At 57.9% G+C, this 18,481-nt stretch carries 14 protein-coding genes and 2 pseudogenes; 12 read left to right on the top strand and 4 right to left on the bottom strand.

Annotation, left to right across the window (positions count from 1 at the left end):
* Positions 1-379 precede the first annotated feature (379 nt).
* Positions 380-1,142 (bottom strand): annotated as a pseudogene (locus ACFSM0_RS12120) (IS5 family transposase).
* Positions 1,143-1,215: 73 nt separating this feature from the next.
* Between ACFSM0_RS12120 and ACFSM0_RS12125 the strand changes: the two are divergent.
* The 9 genes and pseudogenes from ACFSM0_RS12125 (at position 1,216) to ACFSM0_RS12165 (ending at position 9,451) form a co-directional block, all read left to right on the top strand.
* Positions 1,216-2,196 carry a S49 family peptidase gene (locus tag ACFSM0_RS12125; RefSeq protein ID WP_377390704.1) on the top strand — a complete coding sequence of 327 codons (981 nt, stop codon included), beginning with the start codon at positions 1,216-1,218 and terminating at the stop codon, positions 2,194-2,196.
* Positions 2,184-2,564, top strand: a complete 381-nt coding sequence (locus ACFSM0_RS12130) for a head decoration protein (protein ID WP_377390706.1) — start codon at positions 2,184-2,186, stop codon at positions 2,562-2,564. Before ACFSM0_RS12125 ends, ACFSM0_RS12130 begins: the two co-directional genes overlap by 13 nt.
* 25 nt (positions 2,565-2,589) lie before the next feature.
* Positions 2,590-3,159: pseudogene (locus ACFSM0_RS12135) on the top strand (major capsid protein); the annotation flags it as partial.
* 67 nt (positions 3,160-3,226) lie between these two features.
* On the top strand, positions 3,227-3,547 hold the full coding sequence (locus ACFSM0_RS12140; protein ID WP_377390732.1) for a hypothetical protein: 321 nt from the start codon (positions 3,227-3,229) through the stop codon (positions 3,545-3,547).
* Positions 3,548-3,645: 98 nt separating this feature from the next.
* Positions 3,646-4,206, top strand: coding sequence for a PBECR3 domain-containing polyvalent protein (locus ACFSM0_RS12145; RefSeq protein WP_465270046.1), 561 nt, complete (start codon positions 3,646-3,648; stop codon positions 4,204-4,206).
* A gap of 59 nt (positions 4,207-4,265) precedes the next feature.
* The gene (locus ACFSM0_RS12150) at positions 4,266-4,769 is read left to right on the top strand and encodes a phage virion morphogenesis protein (protein ID WP_377390708.1); all 504 of its coding nucleotides are present in this window, start codon (positions 4,266-4,268) and stop codon (positions 4,767-4,769) included.
* Between the two features lie 449 nt (positions 4,770-5,218).
* Positions 5,219-6,019 (top strand): hypothetical protein, encoded by an 801-nt coding sequence (locus ACFSM0_RS12155; protein ID WP_377390710.1) that lies wholly within the window; start codon positions 5,219-5,221, stop codon positions 6,017-6,019.
* Positions 6,020-6,030: 11 nt separating this feature from the next.
* Entirely contained in the window at positions 6,031-6,816 is a 786-nt protein-coding gene (locus ACFSM0_RS12160) for a hypothetical protein (protein ID WP_377390712.1), read from the top strand.
* Positions 6,817-6,826: 10 nt separating this feature from the next.
* Complete coding sequence (locus ACFSM0_RS12165) at positions 6,827-9,451, top strand: RAD55 family ATPase (protein ID WP_377390714.1); 2,625 nt, start codon at positions 6,827-6,829, stop codon at positions 9,449-9,451.
* 1 nt (position 9,452) lies between these two features.
* On the opposite strand, the gene ACFSM0_RS12170 is transcribed toward ACFSM0_RS12165, so the two are convergent.
* Positions 9,453-10,772 (bottom strand): hypothetical protein, encoded by a 1,320-nt coding sequence (locus ACFSM0_RS12170; RefSeq protein ID WP_377390716.1) that lies wholly within the window; start codon positions 10,770-10,772, stop codon positions 9,453-9,455.
* A gap of 653 nt (positions 10,773-11,425) precedes the next feature.
* A complete protein-coding gene (locus tag ACFSM0_RS12175) occupies positions 11,426-11,986 on the bottom strand; it encodes a manganese efflux pump MntP (RefSeq protein WP_377390718.1) in 561 nt (186 codons plus the stop codon).
* Positions 11,987-12,519: 533 nt separating this feature from the next.
* On the opposite strand from ACFSM0_RS12175, the gene ACFSM0_RS12180 reads away from it, so the two are divergent.
* A complete protein-coding gene (locus ACFSM0_RS12180; RefSeq protein ID WP_377390720.1) occupies positions 12,520-13,179 on the top strand; it encodes a DNA-methyltransferase in 660 nt (219 codons plus the stop codon).
* Positions 13,180-13,735: 556 nt separating this feature from the next.
* Here ACFSM0_RS12180 and ACFSM0_RS12185 read toward each other — a convergent pair.
* Positions 13,736-15,751 (bottom strand): UvrD-helicase domain-containing protein, encoded by a 2,016-nt coding sequence (locus tag ACFSM0_RS12185; protein WP_377390722.1) that lies wholly within the window; start codon positions 15,749-15,751, stop codon positions 13,736-13,738.
* 14 nt (positions 15,752-15,765) lie between these two features.
* On the opposite strand from ACFSM0_RS12185, the gene ACFSM0_RS12190 reads away from it, so the two are divergent.
* The gene (locus tag ACFSM0_RS12190) at positions 15,766-16,389 is read left to right on the top strand and encodes an ATP-dependent metallopeptidase FtsH/Yme1/Tma family protein (RefSeq protein WP_377390724.1); all 624 of its coding nucleotides are present in this window, start codon (positions 15,766-15,768) and stop codon (positions 16,387-16,389) included.
* A 740-nt stretch (positions 16,390-17,129) separates the two neighbouring features.
* On the top strand, positions 17,130-18,481 hold a 1,352-nt coding region (locus ACFSM0_RS12195), incomplete at its 3' end, for a recombinase family protein (RefSeq protein WP_377390726.1).

Consider the following 18,481-nt stretch of genomic DNA (forward strand, 5'->3'; position numbering starts at 1 on the left):
GTCGGCCCGTGCCACTTCCCGGGCAAGGGCACGGAGGAAGGCAAGCAGCAGGGCGCAATCTCCTTCGAACTGCGTCCCGTCCGTCGGCCTGACGGGGGACTGTGCCGCCCTGTCCTTCCCGCGTTCTGTCCGCTTGCGTGCCATGACATGCCTTTCCCGGTCCCGCGCCGTTTCGGCTGGTGAAATCGGTCGCGTGATCAGTGCGGCGGTTGCCGTTGTCGCGAGCAAATCGACCCGCAGCGCAGCTGCCGCGCTGATGTCCGGGGTCTCTGCGCCGGCCCCCTTGCTGACATGTCTTTTTTGTTCCCGTGCCATCGGCCGAGTTTCTCCGTTCTCGCGAACGGAAAACCATTCGCGCCTTCAAGGTGTTTTCGGTAGGTCATGCTGACAAATGGCGGAGCCAGAGCCTGATGCAGGCGATGTCCATGAAGCCGAGGACACTGTCTGCGGTTTTGTCGTAACGGGTTGCCAGGCGACGGCTGTTCTTCAACTTGTTGAAGCAGCGCTCGACCATGTTGCGCAACGTGTAGATGGCCATGTCGACGACTTTGCGAGCCTTCCGGTTCTTGCGCATCGGTATCATCGGTAGGGCATCACAACTTTCAAGATCTTCTCGAATTTTATCAGAGTCATAGCCCCTGTCAGCGACCAGAACGGCAGGTTGTGGCAGGTTGTCTGCCATCACCAGATCATATCCGGTGTCGTCGGACTCTTGCCCCGGCGTGATCTCGGTTCTCATCGGGAGGCCGGCGCCGTTGACGCACAAATGGATCTTGGTCGAGAACCCACCCCTTGAACGGCCAAAAGCTTCTTTCGGAGTCCCCCTTTTGCGCCCGCCGCATGATGATGGGCCCTGATCACAGTGCTGTCGACCATCTGGAGCTTGTCGGGCGCCAGCGCCCCGCGTGGTTCAAGCCATCCAAGACATTCTCCCACAGCCCGGCGAGTGTCCAGCGCCGGAACTGCCGGGTGACAGATGACCATTTGCCAAACTCCTCTGGCAGGTCCCGCCACGGCGCGCCGGTCCGCGCGATCCAGAAAATACCATCCAGAACAAGCCGATGGTCCGCAGGCTTGCGCCCGTTCGGATGCCGGACGGCTCGGATGAAGCCCTCAAAGAATGCCCATTCGTCGTCGGACATCAGGTTGCGGCCAAAGTCACCTCCCACATACAGATGATCTTGAGTCACAGCCGACCGCGATGGGGAATCCGTTTTGTCAACACGGCCTAGCATCATCGGCCTGGATTTGGCCAAGAACGTGTTTCAGGCACATGGCGCAGGGCCCGACGGATCAGCCGTGTTTCGCCGCAAGCTGTCGCGCGCGCAACTGCTGAAGTTCATGGCAGCGCAGCCGCCATGCGTGGTGGTGATGGAGGCCTATGCGAGTTCGCATCACTGGGGCCGGGCCATCGGCAATCTCGGCCACGAGGTTCGGCTGATCCATGCAGGCGCCCGCAAGGTCGATGCGAACCCCTACCAGCCTCTGCCCGAGGCCATCCGCGCCCGGATCGCGGGCGAGCTTGAGGACCTGCGCCAGCTCTTCGCCGAAACCGTCGCCGAAGGTCGTGGACAGCGCCTCGACACCCTACGCGCGCTGGGCACCGAAGCTGCCGTGTTCCGCGGCGAGGCGGCCGCCTTTGCCGGTCTCGCCGATGAGGTGGCCGATCCCGTCACCGCCTTCGCCGCCGCACCCCGCGGCACAACCACCTTCAAATCTAACCCCAAGGGAGAGGGCCCGATGATGCCCCCCCCCGAAGACGATGCGCAGCCTGCTGCCGCGCCTGCCGCCGCCACCCCGCCGGAACCGGCGGTGCCCGCGGCGATCGCACCGCCGCAAACCACGGCGGTCGTCATGTCGCCCGAGGCGATCCGCGCCGAAGCGTCCAAGGTCGCGCAAGTCTGTGCACAGGTGGCACGCCTGGGCATCCAGATCGATGCTGCCGATGCCGTGGCCAATGGCGTGAAGCCCGAGGCGCTCCGCGCCAAGGTCCTGGCCGATCTCGCTGCCAGCAGCGATGCCGCGGGCATTATCGCCACCGCCCCCGCGGCGGGCGCGAAGGATAGCCCCGTCGTGGCGGCCGCGAAGAAATCAGCCGCCGCCTCGCGCGGATACCGAAGCCGATCACGTCCGCGCCCGCCCAACCGCGTAGTGCCTAACCCCAGCATCCTGGAGACTGAACCATGCCCGTCCTGACGGAACCGCCCAGCACGGGCGATGTCCTCAAATATGAGGTCAACCCGAACTACACCCGCGAAGTGGTGACGCTGCTCGCGGGCATGCCCTATCCCGTCGGCTCGGTGCTGGGCAAAATCACCGCCAACGGCAAATACAAGCTGACGACCAGCGGTGGCACGGATGGCGCGCAAACCGCCACAGCCGTCCTTCTCTATGCCGTCGACGCCACATTGGCCGACGCTACCGGCATTGTCGTTGCCCGCGGCCCCGCCATCGTCTCGCGCGCGGGGCTCGCCTATGACGCCACCGTCGATGATGCCGCGAAGATCACCACCAAGATTGGCCAGCTGGCCGCCGTCGGGATCATCGCCCGCGACGGCGTCTGATCCCCTTCACCCTCGGAGCCCCATCATGACCCTCGTCCGCAATCCTTTCGACGCAGGCGGCTATTCGCTGGCCGAGATGACGCAGGCCATCAACATCCTGCCCAACCTCTACACCCGCCTCGGCCAGATCGGCCTCTTCCGCTTCGAAGGCGTCAGCCAGCGGTCCGTCATCATCGAACAGCACGAAGGCGTCCTGAGCTTCCTGCCCTCCGTCCCTCTGGGCGGCCCCGCCACCGTCGGCACCCGGGAAGGCCGCTCGATGCGCAGCTTCGCCCTGCCCTGGATCCCTCATGACGACGTGATCCTGCCCGCAGACATCCAGGGGCAACCTGCGCTCGGCGCCTTCAATGCGGCCGATCCGCTCGTCGAGGTGATGAACCGCAAGCTCATGCTGATGCGCCGCAAGCATGCCCAGACGCGGGAATTCATGGAGATGAACGCGCTGTGCGGCATCGTGAAGGATGGTGCGGGCACAACGCTCTACAACTACTTCACCGAATTCGGCCTCGCGCAGATCTCGGTCGACTTCGTGCTCGGCACCGCAAGCACGAACGTGCAAAGCAAGGTCCGCGAGGTGCTGCGCGCCATCGAGGACATCCCTTCCCTGTCCCGCAAGCGACGTGCCCCGACACGTCGCTTTTCTTTTGGAGAAAGGCCGCCCCATGATCCGTCTGAACCTCTCGAGCCAGCCCGAATGGCTGGACCTTGCCCCGGGCCTGGGGCTGAAGCTTGCGCCGCTCACGACCGCTCTGATGGTGGCGGCGCGCGCCGATCCCGATCTTGCCGCTCTGCCCGAGGGCATCGACGCGCTTCTCGACATCTGGCCGGAGTTCGAGGCGTTTCAAACCCGCTACGTCGCGCGCGGCCTGATGCTGGATGCCGAAAAAAACGCCTCCGCGCCCTCGCCGACTGGTCCTTCGGCGGGGGCGAAGGCTATTGCGCGGCCTGCCAGGGCCCCTGCCCCAACTGTCCCGCAAGACTGAACCAGCCGCAGACGGTCGAGGGCGCTCAGATCTGGGATATGGTGCAGCGCCTCGGCGGACAGCTGCGCCTCGTACCCGGCGCAGTGATCGGCTGGGACATGGGCGCGGTTTTGTCGCTCGCCGAGGCGCTGGGCGTGAACAGGCTCATCGCCACCGGGTTCCGCGATGCACCGTCCACCGCCGATGCCACCCGCCGTTGGGTCGAGCGCGTGATGGGCGAACGTGGCGGGGCCCCGATCTCGCCCGATGTCCTGGTCGAGCCGCAACGGACACTCGGGCTCGTCACCACGCACGACGCCGCCGCGATCGAAGAGGCTCTGGGGAGGCCGCTCAAGCCTGCGCTCTATGACTATATAGTAGAGCAAGGTGCTGTCCGGCACGCCCTCGCCGAACATGGCACCCCGGAGCTCGAACGCATCAGGGGGCAGCGGGCGCTGAAGCCCTATGACTTTGCGCGGCTCGGCGCCCTCCTGAACGCGCCCGATTCCATGGAGGCCGCAGACCAGAAACCCGGGCGGGGGCCGCGCCTCATGCTCTCGAAACGCTTCGGCGATGAGACGCTCGTCGCCGTGTTCGAGCTGCTCACAGGCCGCCGTCGGCTCTCGCTCGTCACGATGTGGGTGAAGAAGACTGGCGCGTCCCCGACCTTTACGCCCTAGGCGTACCCACGGCCGATCCGCAGCGGTCGATGTCCCGCGCCAGCCCAAGGAGTATAGCCATGTTCGCCGTAGAAGTGAATGACAAGCAGATCACCGCCACGCTGGACGGGATCGAGGGCAAGCTCGCGAACCAGGCCGATCTGATGGCGCAGATCGCCGAGCTGCTGCTCGACAGCACCGTCGAACGGTTCCAGACCGGCACCGCGCCCGACGGCACGCCCTGGGCGCCGAAGAGCTCGACCACGATCGCCGCCTACGAGGCACGCAAGGAGCCGGTTTCCTTCAAACCCCTGATCGGGCCGACGAAGAGCCTGAGCGCGATCACCAACTTCGCCACCGCCTCGGGCGAAGACTGGGCCCGGATCAGCTCGCGCGCGATCCAGTCGGCCGTGATGCAGTTCGGGGCCGAGAAAGGCGCCTTCGGAGCCTTCATGGGCCTCGATAAGCGCGGCCGACGGCATTTCCACTCGATCCTCTGGGGCGACATCCCGGCCCGGCCGTTCCTTGGGATCTCGTCCGCGGATGAGGAGGCCGTGATAGCGGCGATTGAGGAGTGGCTTTAATCAGCCGAATCTTGCGACTGGTTCCCGCAATGAGCGGCGTCTGCTTGGCATTGGTCGATAGACCAGTGATAGAAAACAAGAACTGCTACTGCCGTGCAAGCTCGCGAGGGTAAAGATAGAGCGACTTCTGCGATAGCTTGCGTCGCAGCAAGCCTTTCTCGAAATTCGTCTGGCCGCATCGACGCAATGCGCAGAGGACGGACATCATAAGTATGAAGAGGTGCCTCGTGCGACCGATACCGCTAACCGAGTAGTGTGGACTGCCAGTCCGAGCGAGGACTGCCGAAGAGCCAATTCGAGTGCTTCAAAGCTCAGAACGCGCTCTACTCCAAACAGAAGTCATTGCGTCCTCATGCACGCCCGGCGCGCTCCAAGCTATTGCAAACGGAGAGCAGAAGTGCAATCGTAACTTATACCGCTGAAATTGCAGGCAGCTGGATGATTTACCAATGAAAATAGAGGACATCGAAACGCCTTTTCTCGATGCGATAGTTAGACAAAGACTCGTTGATGATGAAAATTTGGACGATTCCAAGACCAAGGAAGCCCTGCAGCATTGTCAGGGTGCTGATGAGCTCCAAGTGGAAAGTGCGTTTGATTACTTTGCTGCGGCCAATCGACTTGTAGGGGTTCAGGCGGTTGAGCTAAGTTCAGTTGAATGGGTCGGCCATATCAAACGGATCGATGCTATTACTTCGTATCTATCGAAGAGGTTAAACGCACTTTCTGGCGCCCATTCGATCTACTCCACGACAGAGATAGAGGAGCGGATACGGGCCCTGGCTCTGCCTGGCGCCCCACTAAGCAAAAGAGAGGCGTTGCTATGGTTCGAGGAGGAAGTTTTCGATCAACTGCCAGACTGCGCAGTGGCGGGGCGTCCAACATGGCTGTTTGAGGCGGATGAAGGAGATGCGAGAACCCTGCTTGGCTCCTCGGAGTGTTCGACGCTTCCATGTCGATTAGGGCTGCCAGAGCCCCTCCTCTGGGGACATCAGCCTTATGAGTATCCGAAAGGCCTTGAGTTCGTGGGCTTTGCGTTGGCGGGAAGTGAGTTTGAAGGTGGCAAACGGCCAACAGCGCTAGACGGAAGTTATGATTCTGTAAAGAAGATTTGGATTATCGGTGGACGTACGCAACCGCTACCTCACGGGCCCGAATCAGCGGTCGCCCTAGGGGGGCTAAGGGAAATCGTTTCCGAGCCTCCCCTACTTTCCAGAGCGGTAAAAAACGTCTATGTGTTCGTCAACTAACGGGGACGAGAATGAACCTTCTTCAAGCCTTTGAGGAGACAATCGCCGGCAAAGAAGACCGTGCAGGCGTCACGATGGTAGACGTGTATGTGTCGAAGGCGATGGACAATGCGCGCCACTCCCTGCAGGACAAACTTGATGAACTACAGAGCGTTATCGCCTCCAACCTAACTGACATCGAGCGCAAGTGGTTCTTGCTGGCGAACGTTGTCTCCAAGTGGGAACTTGCGTCCGAAGAGCTCTCTGAGAGCATCCGAGCGGAACTGGCGACTAATTCCCCAAACTTGCCGCCTATGGCTCGATATCACGGATTGCGAGCCATGGGAAAAGCCGCAGGTGGCCTACTTCCATCAGATGTCTTGAATGAAAAAGTTCTGAAAGAGGCAACCCCAAAGCTTTGGGCAGAATTGCTCCTGAATGCATATCAGAATGGAAACCCAAGTCTCATTACCGCACATTTAGTAGAATTGGTAAATGGCAACCAGCCGAAGATGGCTTGGCAGAGCCTCCGTGCATTACTTCCAGAAATGCGCATTGCATATGGGTCTTCAGCGGAGCTCCGCAAGCAGATTGCGAACATTGCGCGAGAAATAAATGATAAGGCTGCTCAAAAAGGACTCCTTGAGGCCGCCGAGAAAAGAATCGGCGGAATAGTGGCGAATGGTGTCGTAAAAGTGCAAAAAACTGCGGGCAGAAGAAAGCACTTCGATATCCCCTCGCAAGCGATCATTCGGGATATTGGATATAGTAAAAAACTCGTATCTCCAGATGGCCAACTTGCGTTAGCTTGTGGATAAGGTGGCGTCGATGGGAATGAAGCCCTCAAAAAGGCGAATAACGGATGAGGATTTCTTAATTGAACGGCCCTTTGGGGATATTTCTCGAAATATTTTTGGGGAGTGGTTTGATGCTGCATACATTTTTGTCAATGCAAAGGAGCAATATACAGACGAGGTGAACTTTATAGCTGCAGTAAATGGCTGCTTTCACAGTCTTGCAAGGCATTCAACTCGATATGATGACCACATATCTGGAGGACGCGCAGGCGTATATGAGACGGCTCGTGCATTGGGCGCAGCCAAAGAGAAAGCTCTGAAAACTCGAGCGTTCCTTTTATTGGAACAGATGTTTCAAGGCTTCACTTATAATCAATACCCCCTATTGGAAAAGGCTGACGTTACTAGGGAACAAATACGGATTCCTTCGCCTCTGCTCTTCATTAGGCGTTTGCTGACGTCAGAGGACTATCTCGCAAGTGAAGCGTACGCACATGCTGTTGTGAGGGCGGAAATTTTTGCAGCAACAGCGCGCAGTTTTCCTCCGAGCACTACCCAAAACTTGTATGAATACATCGCCGAACAAATAGACTATAAATCGATCGGCGACACACTAAAAACGATGGCTTCTTATTCGGACAAGAGGGAGTCTACGAATATAACAAAGCCAATACATTTTATAGTGGGGCACTACTTGGCGTCATTGGGTCTTGCAAAGATAAGCCTGTCACGCGCGCCGTTGGCTCGCGGTCCAAGCCGCAACGAGTACCGACTATTTTCTGTAAATGAGTTTTTGAGCGGGAAAACGCTGGATATCTTGCCGAAGAAGTCAACTAACCGTCGCGACGATTACGGGTATGAAATTAAGCTTACTGTGTCGCCGAGCGATTTGCCGTCGATACCGCAAATTTTAAATGATCTCGAAGGAATTCCATTTCCAGTTCCTGGTGCAAAAACCGTTTTTGCTGGAGGCATACGCCTCACTGAGCATGGCGGTGCAGTAGTCAGAATTAGCGGCAAAAGTGGGAGCGGCAAAACAAGTTTAGCTCTTGCAGCTTGTGTGGGCTTGGCGCCGCTTGGAACGGAAACATTCTATCTCTCATGCGAAGAAGAGCGGGATGATCTTCTTGACAGAATATCCACGGTTACGCCTGCCTTTATTCGCAAGAATAGAGCATTCTCAAGCAAATCAGTAGAGGGGGCTTCTGGCAAGTCTTCGGAGAATAGTGGCGGAACCGCAGATTACAAAAACGCTTGGTTTCACACCTACCACTTAGACAGCAATGACACTCAAAGTAATTTCGAGGATGCGCTGTCATTCGTTGATCAAATAATGGAGCAGTATGGAGCTGAGCAAAGTGACCGGCCTCGCTATCGTGCGCCAGGTACTGTCCCTTATGTTGTCGTTCTGGACGGAGTACACGAACTCGTTGACCGAGATGCGCACGAACGGCTCTTGCATGAACCGCAGGAATGTGAACAAGCAAGCTCGAGTCCAATATCTGAGCTGCATCGGTTGATCGAAAAATATCGCAAACTCAACGTACTAGTAATTTTGGTCTCTGCAGATTTTGACACGCCGGTTTTTAATTCTCTAGACTATTTAGTAGATGTAGTTGTCAATCTAGACAACAATCAAGACTCGGAAGCCCCTCACAAGCCGCTGCGTTCTGCAAGTCTAACCAAAACACGCCGCCAATTCTCCAACACGGGCACACACAAGTTCCATATTTCAAAACGGGATGGCGTTCGCTTTTACCCGAATCTTGAAGCAACTGTAGAGCAGTTCAAGTCACGAAACTGGCAGCAGCCTGACAGCAATTTTGTTTTCGACTTTTTGCTTTGCCAGAATCCGTCGCTGAAAATTTTCAACAAATCTCACACAGTAATCGCCGGAAAAGGAAGCGGTGGCAAAGCGGGTTTTGCGCTGCGACTCCTTACATCTCCACTCACGCCGAGAGAGGAGCGTACGCTCAGTTTTATGGACACAAACAATGCAGGACCAATTTGCCCTGCACGAAGATGCCTTATTATTTCCTTTCTCTACCCAGAGTCTTACTACTCTGGATTGGTTTCGAAAATCAAGCAATCAAAATTCTCTGATAGCGCGACGAATTATTCGCGACCGGATTTCAATTTTTCTACGCTGACGTTTTATCCTGGCTATCTTGCACCAGAAGTTCTGCTCACTAAGATCGCAGACGAATTGCGAGCAGCGGAGCTTCAAGGCTATCCATTTGACAGCGTTCTTCTTGACGGCTTGCATAATGTCTTTCTACAGTTTCCTCTGCTTGAAAAGAGTACATTAATTTGGCCGATGCTTTCCGAAATGTTTCGACGCTTAGGTGTCAACGTCGTTACAACTCATTCGCATTTTGAGGTGCTTGGAATGGGGGGGGCTCCCTTGCTTTCAGCAGACGTCATGTCAGTAGCGCATAGATCTACTCCGTTGCTTCAAGCGTTAATCAATTCAGCGGATTACTATCTCGATGTTTCATCTGCCTATGATCATGATCAAGTAAAGAAGCGGTCTGACAGAGATAATCTTTACGAGGTCAAAGTGGCGACAGCATTTGGACAAGCGGTCCCTCGAAGCAGCGTTGCCTTTTGGGATAGGGAGGCGATGCAGATAAAAGATTTAACCAAGTTTATTTAAGCTACCCGAGAACGAGAATCGACTCCCCTAGTTTGGGAGCTCCGCCTTGCTGAGGGGAAGTACGTAGTTTCCGGCTCACTTCATTCATTACTATGGAAAACCCCATGTCTTCGGCAATTTCAGCCAAGATTTGCCCCGTTTCAATCTCAACGCCAGCGTACTGGCTGTTTCCAACAATGATCCACACTCGGCCTTTAGGCTTCTTGGATGTCAAGAGCCTCCTCAAGAGGTTAGACATTTCAAAGAAGTATGTTTCCAGCATACCTGTGATTCTTTTATCCCAGAGATGTTCCCTTCGTTTCTCTAATTCGAACAGAGCCTGCATTAGAGAAGCGGGCTTTTCTGCCAATACTGAGAAAGGCCTTGTTACTTGCAGATGAGAAGTGATCGTCTTTTTTCTCAACTCTATATTATTCTCACGACTCTTCAAATATCCCATCATCCAAAGCTCAACATTGTAGACATCTGTGTAGTCGAACGAGTTCGGGTATGGCGGTGAAAACACTGAAACATCGAATTTCGGGAAGCATAAGTTTTGGTCGCGGATGTCTTGAAGCTCTATATTAGCAACAGTCGCTGACTTCAGGCTAAACTTCTCAATATCAACAAAGCATTGCGCTGCGCGCATCTGAAAGGTGCGCATCAGATCACTACCAGTCTTCGACCGGTACTGCCATTTATTTCGATAACGCCTCCCCTTGCCATTGATTGTTACATTTGAATTTTCGATAAGAGAACTCCCCAAAATGACCCGAAAAAGCCGTCTTTGGGCTGGATTTGGAAGGCTGGATATCGCTTTTCGAAGGGTAAGAACCCTATGAGCGACATCTACATTGAAGAGCCACTTTCCATTTTTTCCGGGCTCCACGAAGGTTTCAGGAAGCCACGTTTCTGAGAAAACATCTGACGCGCTTCCTAATTTTTCTGCGACTGCCATAATTTCATCAAAAGCCGCATGGATTTCCTTAACGTCATATGTTTCGACTTTTGCCCGACCAAGATCGGCCAAGAACGGATTCACTTCGAACGAAACACTTGATATCCCCATAAATTGGGCCGTGAGTGCTGTTGTGCCAGATCCTGAAAAGGGATCGAGGCAGGTTTCGACGGATACAGGATGTTCAGTTATTGCCTGCTTGACGATTTCTGGCGAGAACGCCTCTTTGAAGCGGTACCAGTTAGAAAACGGCAATTCTTGTGAAAGGTAATTTGTCCCAAGAAAAACTGGGATCCTCTCACCTATCCACTTGTCGAAGAGGGCCGGCACTGTTTTTTGCTCGACTAGCCTCGACGGGCTGGCTTGGTCGCTTGCGTCATGCATTTAATTGCTCGCCAAAAATACATGACACAGACATACTTTTCCCCAATGTCTCGCACTTTCTCCGCATGGGACTTCTGATCATATTTCGTGAATATCGTCTTTAGTAAAGCTGGCAAATTGCTGCCGCGCGCGCCATGAACGCCGACTCTCCACCCGCCGCGTCGGCGCGTGGCATCATGCTTAGCTGGCAGGGCCGATTGTAAACGCCTCTCGTTGTGACTCGATAGAGTAGTATGTATTGACCCATCTGAACCTGCTCAGGTTAAGCTGCTAATGTGAATGCCTCGACAGGTGTGCGCATGGCAAGGGCTTAATGTGGGCGGCGATAGTTATAGAAACTAGTCCTATCGCCGATGACGGCGGCTGCCGTTCTATTTGCTTTCGAAGCGATGTCGATGAGTGCATTGCTCCTTCGCCGTCTCGCCCCCTGCGCATCGCGTCGATCGCCATGGACCAGTAAGCGGATGCAATGCCGCTTCCCGCCCCTCGCGCCTTCACAAGGCCTTATGCTTCGCCCTGCGGGGCCTGCGGCTCTGGGGCACGGGCACCTGTCGCAGCAGGGCAACTCGAATGGCGTGGTCGGGGGGGGGCGAAATTTGCTCCGAACCCTTTCACGTTGTTGTGGCGAAGGCGTCTCATGCAGCGGCCAATGATCATGCTGGCACGGAAATATGTTCCCAGAGGATCATGGTCCCAATGGAGATCAGGGCAATGCCCCCCAGCGTTTCGGCGATCCGACCGAACCGAACGCCGATGTAGCGGCCCACCAGCAAGCCGGTTGTGCTCATCACCATCGTCGTGGCGCCAATCGCGAGCGCAATGACGAAGATGTTCACCTCCAGAAAGGCAAGGGACACGCCGACAGCCATCGCATCGATCGAAGTGCCGATTGCGGTGACGATTGTTGCCCAAAGAGACGGGGAGGGCGCCTCTTCCTCCGTCCGCGTCCAGGCTTGCAAGGCCATGTGAACGCCGACCCCGCCCAGCAAAGCGAAGGCGATCCAGTGATCCACCGCCGCGACATAGCGGGAAGCCGCAACTCCCGCAGCCCATCCGATGAGCGGGGTAATCGCTTCGACGAGGCCGAATATGGCCCCCGTGCGCAGGGTCATGGCGAAGCTGGGGCGTGAGGCTGTAGTTCCCTTGCCCATCGCGGCAATGAAGGCATCAAGCGACATGGAGACGGCCAGTACGCCGATGGAGATCGGGGACATGCATTTTCCTCAGGGCTGATCCGGGCGATGCATGGACCCCGCCCGCAGAGCCCTCTCGCCACGGTCTTGCAAAACCCATCAGGTCAGACACGCCACGCGGTATTCCGCGAGTCTGTTGACGTGCCTCCGCTGCCAGAGCGGTCGCTACTCCCCGAGGGGGCTCATATGGAGATGGCCACGGATAAAGTCAATTCCACGTCGAAATTCATGACTAAGGTCATGCGCGAGGAGCGAGATGCCTCGACGGCGAAGATACTCATAAGCCCCAACGGAGCTCGTTTCGCTTGGCCGGTCTTATTCGTCCGCTCCCTGCGCACAACTGCCGTTCATGAACTTCGCAGCAAACGGTCGCTTTCTGCCCACAACGCCCCCTGCGCAACATCCCACATTGCTCAAGCTTATCGAGGCGAAACGATCAGACCAGATGTCTGCTCGCGCCAGAGACAATTAGCTCTCCTCGCACCGGCGCGCGATCAGCGTTCGCCCCGAACGTGTAGCTGACCTTCACTTCCTAAATATTCGCCCAGGCGAACATGTCTCTGATCTCGGTGACGTCGTTGATCGACAGGACAAACCGCCCTTTGATGCCCCGCAGCACCTCGGTCAACCTCGGCCTCGTCCATCGCGATGGCGAATGGATCCCGTATTGGGAGGGCTGGCTCGACTGGATGCGTGCGCAGGGCTGGTGGCGGTTCGGCTGGTATGTCTGGGACCAGGGGCCGGGCTTGCCCGGGGACTGGAACGGCCGCCTCGCGCCCTCACACGAGTTCATCTTCCACTTCAACCGCCAGCCCCGGAAGCCGAACAAGACGGTGGAGAGCAAGCACGCGGGCGAGACCCTCGGTAGTGGCGGCCTGCGCGGGGCCGACGGCATGGTCCTTCGCAAGACCGGCTACGGCAACGCGATCCAGAGCCACCGCATTCCGGACAGCGTGTTCCGCATCATGCGCCACAAGGGCGGGCTGGGCGCGGCGGGATCGCACCCGGCTGTCTTCCCGGTGGCGCTGGTCGAGGCGGTGCTGGAAGCCTTCTCCGACCCCGGCGACCTAGTGTTCGAGCCCTTCTGCGGTTCAGGCACCCAGCTGATCGCCGCCGAACGCACTGGGCGGCGCTGCTGCGCGGTGGAGCTGGACCCGGTCTATTGCGACGTCGCCGTGCGACGGTGGGAGATGGCGACGGGGCGGAAAGCGTAGCGATAGACACGCTAGTACAGTTCGCCTCATTGGTTCAATTGCCCTAGGCAGACCGTCCAGGACTGCTTGTCTTGAGGTTGACCGTGTCGGGACTGATCGCGCCAACTGACCGACGGTGTACGAGATGGCCTTGAAAACCCAGACCGAAACTCCTATTCTAGAACAACGAAATTCAAGGTTCGGCTCTGGTGACCTTGGGTATCTCCTTCGGGGATGTCGTCTCGTGGCTCGTCGTTTTCTGGCTCTGCTTTGACTGGTTTCTGACCATCAACTCGCATCTGGGAGGCATCATGATGAAAATTGTGAAGACTACGTTGAAAACTGGACTGGATACTCTGGCGGCGCTGCGGGGCCATGGAAACGATTGAGTACCACGACAAACGATATATCGAGGGCAGACCCTTAGGTCCAAGGCCGGAAGCCGCCGGGCGGTTCGAATCCGCCACCCCGCACCAATATGAAGCCCCGGCAGCAATGCCGGGGCTTAGATTAATTCGTACTGTTCGCTATCGATAGTTATCACCTAACGAACGGCTGTTGGGCCCCACTCTTCGGTTCACCCATGAAGCAAATAGACCGTCCCCCTGCCTTCGACCTTCTCGGCGGTGATGGGCAGGGCAAGCTTCTTCTTCAGAGCGCTTGAGATCGCGCCCCTGTGCACGCCAGCCTCGCCATCGAAGCTGCCACCGAACTCCCGCCCGAAATGACGCATCAGGTGGATGTCGGATCCGGCGAAGCGGAAAATCGACTGCCAGTCGTCACCAACGGCAAAGACGCGCACATCCGGATGCTGGGCCTTCAGCGCCTTCACCAGCCGGGCCCGGCTCTGCGAGATGTCCTGGAATTCGTCGACCAAGATATGGCGGAACGGGCTGACATAGCGGCCGTCCTCTGCATATTGCGCAGCGCGCAGGATCATGTCTTCGAAGTCGATCCGGCCCGCTAGGCGCTTCTGGTATTCCTCGAAGACCGGCGCGAAGACGTCGAGAAACGCCCTCCCGCGCTTGCCAAGCTTCATCCGGTTGGACTTGGCTTCGCAATCCTGCAAGCTGTAGCCGCCGCTTTTGAACTTGCGCAGGAAGGTTCCCAGCAGCTTCGAGAAGTCATCGACCTGCTTCAGTTCGACGATCCGGTCATAGATCGTGTCCACAGGCCGGGGGTTAAGGGTGACATGCGGTGCCAGCTTTTCGGCAAGGCCGATCAGCAGGCGAGCTTCCTGCCGTTCATAGCTGTAGGTCTCGATCAGGGTGGTCTGATGCTCTGCGTGGATCTTCCGCTTCCAGTCCATGCCAGCCAGGTATTCGTTACGATCCACGAAAGGCGCCGTGACCAGCCTTTCGCTGCCGTCCCGCGCCTTCTCGCGCCGCACCCCGAAATGCTCGATGTAGATGCCGCTTTCGGTCAGGCGGAAATCGGGCTGGTAATCGCGCCTGCCGACCTCGGAAACCTTGTGTTCGTAGAGGGGCTCGTATTCGTAGTCGACGCCGTTTTCGTACAGCCAGTTGGCGATCTGCAGTTCTTCGTAACTCTTGACCTTTTCGCCCTGCAACGTCCGCAGGTCTTGGGCTTCCATATGGGTGTAAAAGTCGTGCTTGGTCTTGAAGTCCCATTCCGTCTTGGGCTCGACTAGGAAATGCGCAAAGAACTGGATGATCGCCTTCGAAACTTCAGACAGGCGGTAGACCAGGTCCTTCAGGATCTGCTTGATCAGGTTGGTGAAGGCCATGTCGTCGGTGGCATGATCCGCTAGGGCAGGCTTTGACCCTTCGACGATCCCGATGATGTCGTAGGCAATCGCGTGAAAGGTTCGCGCGACGATAGGCACGCCGGATCGGGCTTCGACCCGTTCCGACATTTCCTCGGCCGCATTCTTCGCGAAGGCTAGCAGCAGGATTTCTTCCGGCTGCCGGATGCCCGCCTTGACCAGATAGGCCGCCTTCGCGGTGATGACGCTGGTCTTGCCCGACCCGGCACCGGCGAGAACCAGCGTCGCATCCTCATCGACGACGACCGAAAGCCGCTGTTCCGGCGTCAGCGGCTTGCTTTCGATGGTGTCGAAGAAATCCTTCCAGCGCTCCAGTTCTGCAGTGACGAAGGCAGCGATGGCATTCGCCCGCGCCGCTCGCGGGTCGGCGGCGAACTTCCGGACGGGTGTTATGCGCGCGACGACCTCGGGACCGATGGCCTCGGCATTCAGCTTCGACAGCAGCGATGCATCCAGATCGCGGACATCTTCCAGCAGCGGCGCGATCTGGCACGCGGCCGGGTATCGGGATGGCGCGGCCAGAGACAGCACCCCAGCAAGGAGCTCGTCCAGTAGCGCCGCCTCTTTTTCGAGGGCCGCGAGATTGAAGCGCGTCCAAGCTCCCTTGACCGCTTCCGCGAAATCTTTGGCAGCGATGTGAACCGCCCCCTTCAGCGTGACGTCGTCATACTCCGGCGAATTGATGGTCAGCGCAGTCCCGAGCATCCCTTTCCGGAGGGCAGGCGCCTTCGTCAGCGCCTGCAGTGGCATGGTGGCGATGACGTGACCGCGTCGCGTGATCTTGATGTGATCCCCGTCCAGCTCCATTGTCCGCAGCGGATATGCAGGCGGCGGCGTACAAAGTTTCTCCGAGGCCTGATCTCGAGCAAGAGGAGCGTATCGCAATTCACGAGGCGGGCCATGTCGTAGCCGCCTGGGCGATGCGCCGCCCGGTGCCGCGTCGCGTCCGCCTGACCCGGCAGGGCGGGTTCGTCGAGTCCCGGCGCGCGGCGTTCCACACGCTGCGGAGTGCGAATGACGAACTCGTGGCACTGTTCGGAGGCAGGGTGGCGGAAAAGCTTTTCTTCGGAAACGCCTCCAGCGGGGCGGGCGAAGGGCGCCGCAGCGACCTTGCGCTTGCGACACGGATCGCCCTGCAGATCGAGCGGGAGTGGTGCCTGACCGACAGCGGACTCGCCTGGCACGATACCGAAAACACGCCGCTCCTGGTGGCCGATCCGCTTCTGAAAGATCGCGTGGAAGCCCGGCTGCATGCTGCCGAGGCCGAGGCGACGCACCTTCTGTCCCGGCGTCTGCCCTATGTGCAGCGCATTGCGCAAGCCCTGATGCGGGAGCGGGAACTCAATGCTGACGGGATTCTCGAGATGCTGGAGGGGACTGAATATGAGGATGCGCCCAATGTCGGCGCCGAGGTGATCGCGTTTCCGAATTTTTCGGGGGATTAATGGAATATGACCGCAAGCAACGAATATTTTCAGCTGCCTCACGCGACGCGTCAACGCCGATATGCGAAATTATTTTTCGCAACCAGAGAAATGCGCGAAAACTATTACTCAAGGACAGCTCTCGCAAAGCAATATTGCCCCATCATTTCAGTCGCTTAATGGATGTGAACTTTTGCGGATGAGGTTATCCACACCCTTGACCAACTCAAAATCGAATCAGGTATTACCGCTTATCCGTTTTTCGATTATCTTCAAGGGCACGGAGAAGGAATTAAAGCCCCTCCTTCCCCGAAAATACATTGAAGCGGCGAGCGGTTTTCCGTTCGCGAGAACGGAGAAACTCGGCCGATGGCGCGGGATCGAACGAGGCATGTCAGCAAAAAGGCCGGGCCGGATGCGCCGGACGCGGATGCGGCATCTGCGCCGCCGGTCAATGTGCTGACAACATCGGCAACTGCGGGATTGGTCGCGCGACCAATTTCGCCCGCCGAAACGGCGCGGTTGAGGGACCACTACCTTCACTTTTTACGCATTCTAGCGCGGGAGGCCGCACGGTTGGACCATCAAAGCGCGGCAACGGGCAACACATCCCACAGGGGCATTGCCACGAAGCTTGGGAGCCCAAAGCGGCGTCGGTAAAGACCGCGCCCTTCCCTGGCCGCATTTCTTTCTTGCGCGGGGGCCGCAGCCCGCCGATCATCGTGGCGTTCCTATGGGCGCCCTATTTGGACGAGTCACCCATGACCCAGCCCCAGCGTGTTGCGCTCTATGCGCGGTTTTCAACGGACATGCAGCGTGACGCCTCGATCGAGGACCAACTGGATTCGTGCCGCGAGCATGCGCTTCGGATGGGCTGGCAGATCGCTGGCGAATACAGCGACAAGGCCGTTTCCGGGGCGTCGATGTTCCGCACGGGGATCAAGGCGCTGCTGCGGGATGCAAAGGCAAGGACGTTCGATATCGTTCTGTCGGAAGCGCTGGACCGACTGTCGCGCAAGCTGGCCGATATCGCAGGATTTCACGATGATCTGGAGTTCGGCAAGATCGAACTGCACACCCTGACCGAGGGCAAGATCGACAAGATGCTGATCGGTATGAAGGGGACAATGAACGAGATCCAGTTGCGAGACATCGCGCTGAAGACCCGCCGCTGCCAGAAAGGCCGGATCAAGGCTGGCAAGAATGCCGGAGGAAAGAGTTACGGGTACAAGGTGCTGGCCCCCGCGGAAGCGAACGGCAAAGAGGAACGGGGCGATCTCGAGATTGCTCCTCTGGAAGCGGCGGTGGTGGTGCGGATTTTCGAAGATTACGCGGTCAAAGGGCTCTCGCCGAAAAAGATCGCCGAGGCATTGAACCTCGAGGGGATCCCTGCCCCGCGCGGCAGGCATTGGAGCGCCTCGACGCTGCACGGCAATCGGGAACGCGGCACCGGGATCCTGAACAACCCACTCTATGCCGGGGTTCGGGTCTGGAACCGGCTCACTTACGCCAAGGATCCGGATACCGGCAAAAGGGTGTCACGTCAGAACCCGGAAGAGATCGTCGAAAGGATCGACGTGGCGCATCTGCGGATCGTCGATGAGGCGCTGTGGGAGGCCGCCAGAACTCGTCAGGGGGCGCTGAAGTCGAAGGGGACCGATGTGCCGATCTGGGATCGTCGTCGGCCGAAGTATCTGTTTTCGGGTTTGATGGTTTGCGGCTGCTGCGGTTCGGGGTTCGCGAAGGTCGGCAAGGACGGGTTTGGCTGCTCCGGCGCTCGCAACAAGGGCCGTGCGGTCTGCACCAACATGACGATGATCAAGAAGGACGACATCGAGGGCCGGGTGCTGCATGCGCTGGAGCATCATCTGATGGACGACGAGGCGGTGCGGGTCTTCTGCGAGGAATATGCGGCGGAGCGGAACCGGCTCGAGAAGGCGGCGGACACCTTTCGGGCGACGAGAGAGGCGGAGCTGCGCCAGGTGAACCGCGACCACGACAAGCTGGTCGATGCGCTTCTGGAAGGCATTCCTGCCGCACGGGTGAAGTCGAAGATGGAGGCGCTTGCGGCGCGTCAGGCGGAGCTTGAGGCGTTGCTTGCGGCCTCCCCTGC

It is taken from the genome of Rhodobacter lacus, from assembly GCF_042683065.1.
Classification (GTDB): domain Bacteria; phylum Pseudomonadota; class Alphaproteobacteria; order Rhodobacterales; family Rhodobacteraceae; genus Rhodobacter; species Rhodobacter lacus.

Bases quoted from the DNA above. Each gene is read 5' to 3' on its own strand.
- ACFSM0_RS12175 (WP_377390718.1), bottom strand. From the start codon at position 11,986: ATGTCCCCGATCTCCATCGGCGTACTGGCCGTCTCCATGTCGCTTGAT.
- ACFSM0_RS12155 (WP_377390710.1), top strand. From the start codon at position 5,219: ATGAAAATAGAGGACATCGAAACGCCTTTTCTCGATGCGATAGTTAGA.
- ACFSM0_RS12190 (WP_377390724.1), top strand. From the start codon at position 15,766: ATGCAGGCGGCGGCGTACAAAGTTTCTCCGAGGCCTGATCTCGAGCAA.
- ACFSM0_RS12165 (WP_377390714.1), top strand. From the start codon at position 6,827: ATGGGAATGAAGCCCTCAAAAAGGCGAATAACGGATGAGGATTTCTTA.
- ACFSM0_RS12180 (WP_377390720.1), top strand. From the start codon at position 12,520: ATGTCTCTGATCTCGGTGACGTCGTTGATCGACAGGACAAACCGCCCT.
- ACFSM0_RS12185 (WP_377390722.1), bottom strand. From the start codon at position 15,751: ATGGAGCTGGACGGGGATCACATCAAGATCACGCGACGCGGTCACGTC.
- ACFSM0_RS12140 (WP_377390732.1), top strand. From the start codon at position 3,227: ATGATCCGTCTGAACCTCTCGAGCCAGCCCGAATGGCTGGACCTTGCC.
- ACFSM0_RS12170 (WP_377390716.1), bottom strand. From the start codon at position 10,772: ATGCATGACGCAAGCGACCAAGCCAGCCCGTCGAGGCTAGTCGAGCAA.
- ACFSM0_RS12145 (WP_465270046.1), top strand. From the start codon at position 3,646: ATGGGCGCGGTTTTGTCGCTCGCCGAGGCGCTGGGCGTGAACAGGCTC.
- ACFSM0_RS12150 (WP_377390708.1), top strand. From the start codon at position 4,266: ATGTTCGCCGTAGAAGTGAATGACAAGCAGATCACCGCCACGCTGGAC.
- ACFSM0_RS12160 (WP_377390712.1), top strand. From the start codon at position 6,031: ATGAACCTTCTTCAAGCCTTTGAGGAGACAATCGCCGGCAAAGAAGAC.
- ACFSM0_RS12130 (WP_377390706.1), top strand. From the start codon at position 2,184: ATGCCCGTCCTGACGGAACCGCCCAGCACGGGCGATGTCCTCAAATAT.